Source organism: Nocardioides sp. YIM 152315, from assembly GCF_029210375.1.
In the GTDB taxonomy this organism is placed as follows: domain Bacteria; phylum Actinomycetota; class Actinomycetes; order Propionibacteriales; family Nocardioidaceae; genus Nocardioides.
In genome coordinates, this window is sequence record NZ_JARGER010000029.1 from 1 (window position 1) to 12,178 (window position 12,178).

The 12,178-nt window shown below is 72.6% G+C and carries 10 protein-coding genes; 4 read left to right on the plus strand and 6 right to left on the minus strand.

Going from position 1 to position 12,178, the window contains the following annotated elements; genetic code table 11:
* Nucleotides 1-430: 430 nt before the first annotated feature.
* Nucleotides 431-1,702, minus strand: coding sequence for a tyrosine--tRNA ligase (gene tyrS / locus PZ894_RS09540; protein WP_275744271.1), 1,272 nt, complete (start codon nt 1,700-1,702; stop codon nt 431-433).
* Nucleotides 1,703-1,786: 84 nt separating this feature from the next.
* On the opposite strand from tyrS, the gene PZ894_RS09545 reads away from it, so the two are divergent.
* Genes PZ894_RS09545 through PZ894_RS09555 form a run of 3 tightly spaced genes read left to right on the plus strand, consistent with a single transcriptional unit; the run spans nt 1,787 to nt 6,700 of the window.
* The gene (locus PZ894_RS09545; RefSeq protein ID WP_275744272.1) at nt 1,787-3,202 is read left to right on the plus strand and encodes a serine/threonine-protein kinase; all 1,416 of its coding nucleotides are present in this window, start codon (nt 1,787-1,789) and stop codon (nt 3,200-3,202) included.
* A 36-nt stretch (nt 3,203-3,238) separates the two neighbouring features.
* A complete protein-coding gene (locus PZ894_RS09550; protein ID WP_275744273.1) occupies nt 3,239-6,454 on the plus strand; it encodes a response regulator in 3,216 nt (1,071 codons plus the stop codon).
* 36 nt (nt 6,455-6,490) lie between these two features.
* A complete protein-coding gene (locus PZ894_RS09555) occupies nt 6,491-6,700 on the plus strand; it encodes a hypothetical protein (protein ID WP_275744274.1) in 210 nt (69 codons plus the stop codon).
* A 3-nt stretch (nt 6,701-6,703) separates the two neighbouring features.
* Here the strand turns inward: PZ894_RS09555 and PZ894_RS09560 are convergent, their stop codons facing one another.
* Nucleotides 6,704-6,919, minus strand: coding sequence for a DUF3099 domain-containing protein (locus PZ894_RS09560; protein ID WP_275744275.1), 216 nt, complete (start codon nt 6,917-6,919; stop codon nt 6,704-6,706).
* 43 nt (nt 6,920-6,962) lie between these two features.
* On the opposite strand from PZ894_RS09560, the gene PZ894_RS09565 reads away from it, so the two are divergent.
* A complete protein-coding gene (locus PZ894_RS09565; protein WP_275744276.1) occupies nt 6,963-7,934 on the plus strand; it encodes an aldo/keto reductase in 972 nt (323 codons plus the stop codon).
* Here the strand turns inward: PZ894_RS09565 and PZ894_RS09570 are convergent.
* Genes PZ894_RS09570 through PZ894_RS09585 form a run of 4 tightly spaced genes read right to left on the minus strand, consistent with a single transcriptional unit; the run spans nt 7,925 to nt 12,170 of the window.
* The gene (locus tag PZ894_RS09570) at nt 7,925-8,467 is read right to left on the minus strand and encodes a dihydrofolate reductase family protein (protein WP_275744277.1); all 543 of its coding nucleotides are present in this window, start codon (nt 8,465-8,467) and stop codon (nt 7,925-7,927) included. The genes PZ894_RS09565 and PZ894_RS09570 overlap by 10 nt on opposite strands.
* 37 nt (nt 8,468-8,504) lie before the next feature.
* Nucleotides 8,505-10,169, minus strand: a complete 1,665-nt coding sequence (locus PZ894_RS09575) for a helix-turn-helix domain-containing protein (protein WP_275744278.1) — start codon at nt 10,167-10,169, stop codon at nt 8,505-8,507.
* Nucleotides 10,170-10,179: 10 nt separating this feature from the next.
* Nucleotides 10,180-11,292 (minus strand): o-succinylbenzoate synthase, encoded by a 1,113-nt coding sequence (menC, locus tag PZ894_RS09580; RefSeq protein ID WP_275744279.1) that lies wholly within the window; start codon nt 11,290-11,292, stop codon nt 10,180-10,182.
* Nucleotides 11,289-12,170, minus strand: coding sequence for a GNAT family N-acetyltransferase (locus PZ894_RS09585; RefSeq protein WP_275744280.1), 882 nt, complete (start codon nt 12,168-12,170; stop codon nt 11,289-11,291). Before PZ894_RS09585 ends, menC begins: the two co-directional genes overlap by 4 nt.
* Nucleotides 12,171-12,178: the final 8 nt, after the last annotated feature.

Consider the following 12,178-nt stretch of genomic DNA (forward strand, 5'->3'; position numbering starts at 1 on the left):
ACAAACAAACTAATTCGTCGACTATGACACACTGTTGAGTTCTCAAACATCAGACGCACACCGCGCGATCGGCCTTTCGGACCTCCCGCTCCGGGGCAACTCGTCTAACTTAGCGGATTGTTTTATCCCGGCGCAAATCCGGGCCCTTCCGCCTCATCCCGCACCATGCACAGCACATTTCCCGCCAGTTTTGGAGGGCCCAGCGAGGGGCGCGCTTCGCCACCGGTGAGGTGAAGTGAGAGTCGAGATGGCCGCCGGGGCCGGAGGCCCGACCTGACCGGTCTTGCCTCCCGCCGCTCCCTGGCGACCCGGAGAACATTAGGGGACGGCGCGGCCGAGTTCAAATCGAGTAAACGTGACGGCGCGCACATGAGCGTCTGCGCAGGTCAGGGGCGGTTTGGTGCCCCGCCGGCGCCCGGGCCACGGCGCGTCAGCGGACCTCGACTCCCGCGAAGCTCTTCTTGCCGCGGCGCAGCACGAGCCAGGTGCCCCCGACGAGGTCGTCGTCCCCGGGCACGAGCTCGGGGTCCGCGACCCGCTCGTTGTTGAGGTAGGCCCCGCCCTCGGCAACGGTGCGTCGGGCCTCGCCCTTGCTCTTGGCGAGCCCGGTGGCGACGAGCAGGTCGGCGATCGGGGGGATCCCCGCGTCGCCGTCGACGACCGTGCTCCCCGCCTCGCGGAGCGCGGCGCCGAGGGTCGCGGCGCTCAGGGTCGCGAGCTCACCGCCCCCGAACAGCGCCGCGGACGCCTGCGCGATGCGCTCGGTCTCGTCGGCCCCGTGCACGAGCGTGGTGACGTGCTCGGCGAGCGCCCGCTGGCCGGCGCGCAGGAAGGGCTTCTCCGCGTGCTGCGCCTCGAGGTCCTCGATCTCCGCACGGGAGAGGAAGGTGAACACCCGCAGCAGCTCGCCGACCTTCTCGTCCTCGACGTTGAGCCAGAACTGGTAGAAGGCGTAGGGCGACATCATCTCCGGGTCGAGCCACAGGGCCCCGCCCTCGGTCTTGCCGTACTTCGTGCCGTCCGCCTTGGTCAGCAGCGGGGTGGCGATGGCGTGCGCGTGCCCGCCGTCGGCGCGACGGATCAGCTCCACGCCCGCGGTGAGGTTGCCCCACTGGTCGGAGCCGCCGAACTGCAGGGTGACGCCGTGGTCGCGGTAGAGGTTGAGGTAGTCCAGGGACTGGAGCAGCACGTAGCTGAACTCCGTGTAGCTGATGCCGGCGTCGAGGCGGGTCCTGACGACGTCGCGCGCGAGCATCCGGTTGACCGGGAAGTGCTTGCCGATGTCGCGCAGGAAGTCGATCGTCGACAGGCTCGCGGTCCAGTCGTAGTTGTTGACCATCGTGGCGGCGTTCTCGCCCTCGAAGGTCAGGAACGGCTCGATCTGGCGACGCACGCGCTCGACCCAGTCCTTGACCGTGTCGAGGCTGTTGAGGGTCCGCTCCCCCGACTCCTTCGGGTCCCCGATCATGCCGGTCGCGCCGCCGACCAGGGCGTACGGCGTGTGGCCGGCGAGCTGCAGCCGCCGGGCCGTGAGCACCTGGACGAGGTGACCCATGTGCAGGCTCGGTGCCGTCGGGTCGAAGCCCACGTAGAACCGGACGCTTCCCTCGGCCAGGGCCTGGCGCAGGGCGTCGAGGTCCGTGGAGTGCGCGATCAGGCCGCGCCACTCGAGATCGTCGAGGAGGGTGGGATCGACGGTCACGGGGAACCTTTCTCATCGGTTTGTGCGGGTCAAGCGTGCCATGGGGCCCTCTGACTACGCTCGTCGGACCGGGAAGGGGACACGTTGATCGCAGGCAGGTACACGCTCGAGCGCGAGATCGGTCGCGGCGGCATGGGCGCGGTGTGGCTGGGCCGCGACGAGGTGCTCGGGCGAGAGGTCGCGCTCAAGCGCGTCGGCTGGGCGCCGGGAGGCAGCACGCCCGACCTGGCCCGGGCCGAGCGGGAGGCCCGCCTGGCCGCACGCCTGAACCACCCGCACGTGGTAGCGGTCTACGACCTGGTCGTGGAGGGCGATGAGCAGTGGCTCGTCATGGAGTACGTCGCGGGCGCGACCCTCGCCGAGCTCGTGCAGCGCGACGGACCGCTGTCCGCCGACGCCGCGGCTCCCATCGTGCGACAGGCCGCCGACGCGCTGGCGGCGGCGCACGCAGCCGGGATCGTGCACCGCGACGTCAAGCCGTCGAACATCCTCGTCGGCCCCGACGGCCAGGTGAAGCTGTCCGACTTCGGGATCGCGCGCGCGGAGGCGGACGCGTCGCTGACCCAGACCGGGCTGGTGACCGGCTCCCCGGCGTACCTCTCCCCCGAGGTCGCCTCGGGCCAGACGGCGCAGCCGGCCAGCGACGTCTGGTCGCTCGGCGCGACGCTCTTCCACGCGCTCGCGGGGCGTCCGCCGTACGAGATCGGCGAGAACGTGCTCGGCGCGCTCTACCGGATCGTCAACGAGCCGCCGCCGCGGCTGGCCGACGCGGGGTGGCTGGCCCCCGTGCTCGTCGCCACGATGTCGACCGACCCGGCCTCGAGGTGGTCGACGGCGCAGGTCCGCGACTTCCTGACCGGCGGCCCGGCAGACGGCCTGCCGGCGCCGCTCCCGGTCGCGGCCCCGGTCGCGGCTCCGGTCGTGGCGTCCGCGTCGGTGCCGGCCGCCGAGCGCGAGCCGACGAGGCAGATGTCCCGGATGCCTGCCGCCCCGGCGGCGCCGGTCGCGGAGGCGGCCGCGGTCGGTCGCCGCTCGCGCGGCGGGCCGCTCGCGATCGCCGGGGCGGCGGTGGTCATCGTGGTGCTGGCGGTCGTGGCGTGGATGCTGGGGACCGGTGAGGACGACCCGGGCGGCGCCGGACCCTCGGGCGGCTCCAGCGCGCCCACGACGCCGACGAGCTCGGCGACCCCGGAGGTCACCGCCGACGGGATGAGGGATTTCGTCGAGACCTACCTCGCCACCGTCACCACCGACCCCGCGGCCGCCTGGCAGGAGCTGACGCCGGCGTTCCAGGAGGCCAGCGGGAACTTCGGGCAGTACCAGAAGTTCTGGCGCGGCTTCCGGTCCGCCGAGCTGGTGTCGGCGCGGCCGGACCCCGGGTCGATGCAGATCAGCTACACGGTGGCCTACGAGCACGACCGTGGCGACAGCAGCACCGACGACGTCACCCTCACCCTCGAGGGGACCGACGGCAACTTCAGGATCGCGGCCGAGAGCTGATCCGCGCACTCTAGGGTTGACGCAGGAGGCTGGTTGATGGAGTTGACGGCGCTGTACCGGGACATCGTCGAGAGGTCCCCGGACGCGATCTGGGTGTGTGACATCGAGGGGCGCACCATCTACGCCAACCCGGCCATGTGCGAGCTCTACGGCGTCGATGCCGCGGCGATGGCCGACGTCACCGTGTGGGACTCGCTCGACGAACGGGGCAAGCAGGACTTCGCCGAGCACCTGGAGGTCCTCCGGCGCGACGGCGGGAACGCCCAGGACGTCGACGTGCTCTTCTGGCGCGCCGACGGGACGTCGCTCTGGGTGATCATCAGCGAGATCGAGCAGCGCGACGACGACGGGGTGGTCGTCGGCTTCACCCACCGGATCAGTGACTACAGCGGGCGCCGCCAGGCGATGGACGCCCTGCGGGACAGCCGCGAGCAGCTCGCGGACGCGCACCGCATCGCGCGGCTCGGGAGCTGGCAGTGGGACCTCACGTCCGACGAGATCTACGCCTCCGACGAGCTGTGCGCGCTCTACGGCCTGGACGCCGAGTCGTTCCCCGCGACGTACGACGACTTCCTGCAGATCGTGCATCCCGACGACCTCGCCGACGTCGACGCCGCGGTGCGTTCGGCGCGGGAGCGACCCGCCGACTTCATGTTCGTGGCCCGGATCAAGGGTGAGGACGACTGGGTGTGGACCCGCGGCAGGGGCGTCTCGGTCGCCGACGACTCCGGTCGGGTCGTGTCCATGTCGGGGACGCACCAGGACATCACCGAGACCAAGCTCGCCGACCTCGCGCTCGAGGACCAGGTCCGCCAGAACACGCTGATGCAGGCCGTGGCCGTGGCCGCGAACGAGGCGCGCACCCTCGAGGAGGTCCTCACCCACGCCCGCCACCTCGTGCTGCTGCACGACGACTGGGAGCGCGGCCGGGCGTTCGTGCCCGACGAGACCGCCGAGCGCGTCCTGCCCCTCTTCATCACCGAGGAGGACGTGCTGGCCGACGCCGAGACGCCCGACCAGACCGCGATGGAGCTCGAGCTGGCCAACCGCGCCTTCCGCGAGAAGCGGTCGGTGTGGTCGGACTCGATGCTGACGATCGCGTGCCCGGTGTCCTACGCCGCCCAGGTGGTCGCCGTCATCACGATCACCTCGGCACCGCCGCTCCACCGCTTCGCGATGATCCAGTCGAAGGTCGAGCAGGTGGCGGTGCAGCTCGGCCGGGTCGCCGAGCGCGAGCGCGCCGAGCAGGTGCTCGCGGACGCCCGCGACGCCGCGATGGAGGCGTCGCGCCAGAAGTCGGAGTTCCTGGCGACGATGAGCCACGAGATCCGCACCCCGCTCAACGGGGTGATCGGCCTCAACGACCTCCTGCTGCGCACGCGCCTCGACCCCGACCAGCTGCGGCTGTCGTCGGGAGTCCAGGTCGCGAGCCGAGCGCTGCTGGCGATCATCAACGACGTCCTCGACTTCTCGAAGATCGAGGCCGGCATGCTCGAGCTCGAGCGCCTCGACTTCGAGGTGCGGGCGGTCTTCGACCAGATCGCCAGCATGCTCGGGGAGTCGGCGCGGGCGAAGGACCTCGAGCTCATCGTCTCGTGCCATCCCGACGTGCCCGAGGTGCTCTGCGGGGACCCGACCCGGCTTGCCCAGGTGCTCACCAACCTCGGCTCGAACGCCGTGAAGTTCACCGAGAAGGGCGAGGTCTTCATCCGGGCGACCGCCGTCCCCCGCCCCGCCGGAGGCACCCGCCTGCACGTCACGGTCGCCGACACCGGCATCGGCGTGCCGGAGGGCGACGTCGACACGCTCTTCGAGGCGTTCACGCAGGCCGATGCCTCGACGACCCGGCGGTACGGCGGCACCGGCCTCGGCCTGGCCATCTCCCGCGAGATCGTGACCGCGCTCGGGGGCGAGATCGGGCTCCACCCGAACCCCGGCGGCGGCACGGTCTTCTGGTTCACCGCCGACCTCGACACGCCGAGCGGCTCGGCCGTGGATCCCGACGACGAGCACGCCCGGGAGTGGCTCACCGACAAGCGGGTGCTGGTCGTCGACGACAACGCGCACAACCGGCTGATCCTCGGCGAGCAGCTCGCACGCTGGCAGGTGGGCGTGGAGAGCGCCCCGGACGCCGACGCGGCCGAGGCGGCGGTCGCCGCGGCGCGCGCGTCAGGCAGCCCGTTCGACGGCGTGCTGCTGGACCTGTCGATGCCCGACCGGGACGGGCTCGACCTGGCGCGGGCGCTCCAGGCGGATCCGGCGAACGCCGGGCTGCGGCTGGTCATGCTGACCTCGTCGGAGGCGCCGCCGGCCGACCAGCTCGAGGCGGCGGGCATCGAGGCCTGCCTGGTGAAGCCCGCGCTCGCCGCGGAGCTGCGCACGGCGATGCTGCGCCAGCTCGCCGGCCGTGAGCCGCGCACGGACGGGCGGCTCGAGCCCGCGGACGAGCAGGAGGCCGCACACCGCGTGCTGGTCGTGGAGGACAACCCGATCAACCAGCTGGTCGCGGTGGGCCTCCTCCGCGCCCTGGGCTACGCCTGCGCCACGGCCGACGACGGAGAGGCGGCCGTGGCGGAGGTCCGCACCGGCGACTACGACGCCGTGCTGATGGACGTGCAGATGCCGAGGATGGACGGGTACGCCGCGACGCGGGCCATCCGGGCCGAGGGATGGAAGGTCCCGATCATCGCGATGACGGCCGCCGCCGTGGAGGGCGAGCGCGACCGTTGCCTCGAGGCGGGCATGGACGACTTCCTGACCAAGCCGGTCGACTCCGCGGCACTGGGCAGCGCGCTGCAGCGCTGGGTCGGCGATGCGGAAGCGACGCAGTCGTCGTCCGCGCCCAGTACGCTGCCGACCGTGTCTGACACCGGCGACGCCCCCACGCCCCCCGACGGCCTCGCACTCGAGCGCCTCGACGAGCTGCGCGACCTCGACCCGGGCGATACGACCTACCTGGACCGGGCGATCGGCAACTTCGTGCGGAACACGCCGGACACGCTGGAGTCGATCCGCCGGGCCATCGCCGACGACGACGCGCCGACGCTCAAGCAGGTCTCGCACAAGCTCGCCGGCGGCGCGCTGAACCTCGGGGTCACCCCGGCCGGCCGCACCGCGCAGCAGATCGAGCTGGCGGCCGACACCGGCACGACCGCCGGCACGGCCGAGCTCGCCGACCGGCTCGAGCGCGACCTCGAGGAGGGCCGCGCGGCCCTGCTGGCCTACCAGGCGACGTACTCGACGAACTCGTAGGGTTCACCGCGGCGTCACGGCGGGTACGACCCGGGGATGAAGACCATCATCGGGCTCGTCGTCGTGGTGTGGCTGGTCATCGGCGCGATCGCGGCCTTCCAGCGGGGCTACTTCGGCGACGACCGCGACGTGAACTGCAAGACGACGGGCGACACGGTGCTGACCATCGTCGCCGGTCCCCTGAACTACTTCGGCGTCAACCCGAAGGTCGACTGCGAGGTCGACGTCCCGCAGCCCTCCGAGTGACGCTCAGCGCTCCTCGTCACCGGCGGGTGGCTGCGACTCGTCCAGGGCGCCCTGGTTGCCGACGAACGCGGCGACCGGCGGGATCGCGGCGGCGATCACGCTCATGACGATCGCGGCCGTGGTCGACCACAGCCGCACGACGTTCCAGGCGAGCAGGATGAGCACGACGCACGTGCCCATCAGCCAGAAGTACGTGCGGTGACGTCGACGTCGGTCCACGTCTCGACGGTAGCCCGCGGCGACCACGTGCAAGGCTGTGGTCATGCGCTACGCGAAGCTCGGCAACACCGGACTCGACGTCTCCCGCGTGATCCTCGGCTGCATGAGCTGGGGCGACCCCTCCCGCGGCGGTCACCCGTGGGTGCTGGACGAGGAGTCGGGCCGGTCGATCATCGAGGACGCCCTCGAGGCGGGGATCACGACCTTCGACACCGCCAACGTGTACGCGGGTGGCAGCAGCGAGGAGTTCACCGGCCGGGCGCTGCGTGACCTGGCCCGGCGCGAGGACGTCGTCATCGCGACGAAGGTGAACGGCCGGATGCGGCCGGGACCGTACGGCGCGGGCCTGTCGCGCAAGGCGATCCTCCACGAGATCGACGAGTCGCTGCGGCGCCTGGGCACCGACTACGTCGACCTCTACCAGATCCACCGTTGGGACCCGCAGGTCCCGATCGAGGAGACGATGGAGGCGCTGCACGACGTCGTGCGGGCGGGCAAGGCGCGCTACCTGGGGGCGTCGTCGATGTGGGCGTGGCAGTTCGCGAAGGCCCAGCACGTGGCCGAGCGCCACGGGTGGACGCCGTTCGTCTCCATGCAGAACCACTACAACCTGATCTATCGCGAGGAGGAGCGGGAGATGCTCCCGCTGTGCGCCGACCAGGGCGTCGGCGTCATCCCGTGGAGCCCGCTGGCGAGGGGGCGCCTCACCCGCGACTGGGACGACTCGACCGCCCGGTCCGAGACCGACGAGTTCGGCGCGAGGCTCTACCGCGACGAGGACCGCTCCGTCGTCGACGCCGTCGGCCGGGTCGCCGAGGGACTCGGCGTGCCCCGGGCCCAGGTCGGCCTCGCCTGGGTGCTCCACCAGCCCACCGTGACGGCGCCGATCGTGGGCGTCACGAAGCCGCACCACCTGACCGACGCCGTCGCCGCCGCCGAGCTGTCGCTGTCGGAGGCGGATCTCGAGGAGCTCGGCGCCGCCTATCACCCCCACCCGGTCGCGGGTCACGCGTAGCGGAGCAGTGCCACTCCCCCGCCGAACGCGCGGGTCTCGAGCAGCTCCAGGCGCCGCTCGACGCCGTCGGGGAACAGCCTCCGTCCGCGGCCCTGCACGACCGGGTACACGAACAGCCTGAGCTCGTCGACGAGGCCCGCGGCCAGCAGGGCGTGGGTCAACCGGATGCTGCCGGTGACGACCACGTCGCCGCCTTCGGTCTCCTTGAGGTCGCGGACGCTCGTCCTCGGGGCACCGCCGAGGACGGTCGTGGGCGACCACCCCGGATCGACCAGCGTGGACGAGACGACGTACTTCTGCACCCGGTCGAGGTAGTCGGCGACGCCGGTGGTGTCGGTGCCGACCTGGGCGGGCCAGTAGCCGCGGAAGTCCTCGAACGTCTGCCGCCCCAGCAGCAGGGCGTCGACGCCTTCGTCCTGGCGGCGCATCTCCTCGGTCAGGTCCGCGTCCTGGGCGCTCGGGTCGAACCAGTCGCCGATCATCTCGATCGAGCCGTCGAGCGTGATGTTCTGGGTCACGATGAGCCTGCGCATGGGAGTGGTGACCCGGCGACCGCCGGCGGCTCATCGGTCAGCCGCGCGAGAGCACCCGCAGCTGCAGCATCGCGACGAAGCGCTGCTCGGGGTCGGTCAGGTCGATCCCACCGACCTCGGCGACGCGGCGGAGGCGGTAGCGGAACGTGTTCGGGTGCACGTAGAGCGCCTCGGCGGCCGCGGTCACGTCGCCGAACGCCTCCAGCCACGCGCCGAGGGTCTCGACGAGCGAGCTCTGGTGACGTCGGTCGTAGTCGATCAGCCGCGCCAGGGAGCCGGTCGGCCGGTCGCCCCGCGCGGCGGCGAGGTCGCGCAGCTCCAGCATCAGCGACTCGACCAGGATGTCGTCGAGGCGGGCGACGCGGCGTACGCCGCCGCTGCCGTGCAGGACGCGGAGCGCCCGGTCGACGCTGATGCGGGCGTGGGTCAGGCCCGCGAGATCCTCGGCGATGGGCCCGATGCCGATCACCGGGCGGAACCGGTCGCCGACCCGGTCGAGGAAGTCGTGGGCGATGCGGACGGCACGCTCCTCGCCCTCCACGACGGGTCCGGTCACCGGCACGAGCCCGTAGGCGACGCCGCTGACGAGGGCGGCGGCCGCGCGTGGGTGCGCGGCGCTCAGGTGCAGCGCGAAGGCGTCGCCGAGGCGCTCGCGCTCGTGGGTCAGGGCGGCGCCCTCGCTCGTCGTGAGGTCGGCCTCGACGCCGGACACCGCGACGCCGAGGACCATCAGCGGCTGACCGGTGAGGCCGAGGCGGTCGAGGGCGGCGCGGGCGCCCGCCCCTCCTTCGAGGGCCGAGCTGAGCAGATCGGCACGGAGCCGGCGCTGGACGTCGGCGCCGGCGCGCACGCGCAGCAGGTGGAGCGCGACGAGCTTGGCGGAGTCCTGGAGGGCGATCGTGCGCTCCTCGCTCAGCGGCCCCCGGACGGCGGCCCAGATCGAGCCGAGCACCTCGTCGCCGGCCCGCACGGCGATCGCGACCCGGGGCACGGAGAACGCGTCGCTCCCTTCGGCGGCGGGCGGGCTGATGAAGACCGGCTGGTCGCTGCGGTGGAGGTCGCGGAACACACCGCGCTCGTTGAGGATCCGGGCGTAGCGCTCCGGCACCTGCCGCCCCAGGATCGTCTCGACCCGGGACGCGTCGGCCTCGTCCTGGCGCCCGGAGAACGCCAGCACCCGCGAGCTGCGGTCCTCGATGGTGATCGGGGCGTCGAGCAGCGCGGCGATGGCGTTGGCGACCGCGAACAGGTCGCCCGACGGCAGCCCGCCGAGCGACTCGCGCTCGGCGACACCGACGTCGCCCTCGGCGAGCAGCGATCGGACGATCGCCGCGAGGTGGGCCCACGGTGCGCCGCGGCTGAGGCCGAGCAGCACGACACCCGCCGCGTCGGCGGCGCGGCGTACCTCCGGCGTGAGCGGCACCGGCGCGCGGACGACGAGCGCGGCGGCGTGCGCCCGCCCGAGCACGTCGAGCAGTGCGACGACCTCGTCGGCGGCGTCGACGCCGACCCCCAGGACGAGCGCGCCCCGTGGGAGCACCGGCGCGTCGACCGGGTCGTGGATGACCACGCCTCCGACGTCCTCGGCCCCCTCGGGATCACCGTGCACGAGGTCGAGCAGCGTGGCGCCGAGACCGTCGACGACGCGGCCGAGGCTGGCGCGCGGGCGCGGATCGGGGCCGCCCGCAGGGGGTGAGGTCACGGCATGGAGCCTACGATCCGCCCCCGAGCCATGCCGTGCTCGTGGTGACCGCTGCGAGCTCGTCCTCCAGCGGCGTCACACCGAGCCCCGGCCCGGTCGGCACGGTCAGGTGGCCGTCGTCGAGGACGAACGGCGTCGTGATGTCGGTGCGGTAGTAGCGGCCCGAGCCGCTGGTGTCGCCGGGCAGCGTGAAGCCGGGGAGGGCAGCGAGGGCGACGTTCGCCGCCCGGCCCAGGCCGGACTCGAGCATGCCGCCGCACCAGACCGGCACCCCGGCGGCGACGCAGACGTCGTGGATGCGCCGCGCCTCCAGGTAGCCGCCGACCCGGCCCGGCTTGATGTTGACGATCGCGGCCGCGCCGAGCCGGATCGCCGCCGCCGCGGACTGCGCCGAGACGATCGACTCGTCGAGGCACACGGGCGTGCGGAGCTGACGCGCCAGGTCGGCGTGGCCGAGCACGTCCTCCTCCTCGAGCGGCTGCTCGATCAGCAGCAGGTCGAACGGGTCGAGACGGGCCAGGTGCCGCGCGTCGGACAGCGTGTACGCCGTGTTGGCGTCGACCTGCAGGAGCACGTCGTCCCCGAACCGCTCGCGCACCGCCCGCACCGGCTCGACGTCCCAGCCGGGCTCGATCTTGAGCTTGATGCGGACGTAGCCCTCGGCGAGGTAGCCGCCGACCGCGTCGAGCAGCGCCGGGATGCTGTCCATGATCCCGACCGAGACGCCGCAGGGCACGCGCTCGCGGACGGCGCCGAGCTCGCGGCCGAACGACCGGCCCTCGGCACGCAGCTCCGCGTCGAGCACCGCCATCTCGAGCGCCGCCTTCGCCATCCGATGGCCCTTGAACGGCGCGAGGATCTGCCCGACCGCGTTCGCGTCGAGGTGCGCCGCGTCGACGAGGGCGGGCACCAGGAAGCGGCGCAGCACGTCGGCCGTGGCATCGACGTACTCCGAGGAGTAGAGCGGGTCCGACATCGCGACGCACTCGCCCCAGCCCTCCGCCTCGTCGGTGACGACGCGGACCAGCAGGATGTCGCGGCTGGTCTGGGTGCCGAACGACGTGCGGAACGGCGAGACCAGCGGCATCGTGATCCGCCGCAGCTCGACCCCGGTCAGCTTCATGTGTTCCTCCCCCTCCGGACGACGTACCACCCGTTGCGGTCGAAGCCGCAGATCCTCGCGCCGTCGGCGACCAGCGTCGTCAGCGCCTCGCGCACGGCCGCGCGCCATCGCGCGGCGAGCGCGGGGTCGACGGCCCGGGTCGCGCCGATGTCGGCAGGCACCGCGACCAGGACGACGTCGCCCTCGAGCGAACCGGGCACGGGCGCGCCGTCGGCGCCGATGCCCACGCCCACCACGGCTCCGGCGGCCAGCTCGTCGTCGGCCCGCGATCCGATGGCGCCACCCGAGCAGGCCTCGACCACCGCGGGATCGAGCAGCGACCAGTGCACCAGCAGGCGGTCGGACTCGTCGACGCCGTTGATGGTGTCCGCCATCGCGCCGTAGAAGTTCGGCAGGTACTCGACCGGGCGCGCGGCGAGCTTGACCAGGTTGAAGTAGGCGTTGCGGCTGACCAGCGGGTCGAAGGTCCAGGCGATCTCCGAGACCCCGCGCAGCAGCGCCCAGGCGCGCTGGTGCAGCTTGAGCGCGAAGCCGACGTGCCGCCCGCTCAGGTCGGCCGCGACGCCCGCGATGTGGCTGTGCAGCGCGTCCTCGGCAGGTGCGTGGAAGAACCCCACGCAGGCGCCGACCAGCCGGTCGCCCTCGAACGCGCCTCCGACGTAGTTGCCGGCCTTGCTGAAGGCGCGCAGCAGCTCCAGCGTCATCGGCGGGTTGTCGGAGCGGCCCCAGATCGTCGCGTAGAGCTGCACGACGGCCGTGAGCTCGGCGAGGTCGGTGATCTCGCGGACCGCGACGTCCGCCGCGAGCGCGGCGGCGTCGGCGACCTGCACGGCGCGGTGCGCATCGGTGGCCGGGTCGACCAGGGCTGGGTTCGTCACGCGGCTCA

Excerpts from the sequence above, each read along its gene's own strand:
- PZ894_RS09550 (WP_275744273.1), top strand. The coding sequence starts at position 3,239 with ATGGAGTTGACGGCGCTGTACCGGGACATCGTCGAGAGGTCCCCGGAC.
- PZ894_RS09555 (WP_275744274.1), top strand. The coding sequence starts at position 6,491 with ATGAAGACCATCATCGGGCTCGTCGTCGTGGTGTGGCTGGTCATCGGC.
- PZ894_RS09565 (WP_275744276.1), top strand. The coding sequence starts at position 6,963 with ATGCGCTACGCGAAGCTCGGCAACACCGGACTCGACGTCTCCCGCGTG.
- PZ894_RS09570 (WP_275744277.1), bottom strand. The coding sequence starts at position 8,467 with ATGCGCAGGCTCATCGTGACCCAGAACATCACGCTCGACGGCTCGATC.
- menC (WP_275744279.1), bottom strand. The coding sequence starts at position 11,292 with ATGAAGCTGACCGGGGTCGAGCTGCGGCGGATCACGATGCCGCTGGTC.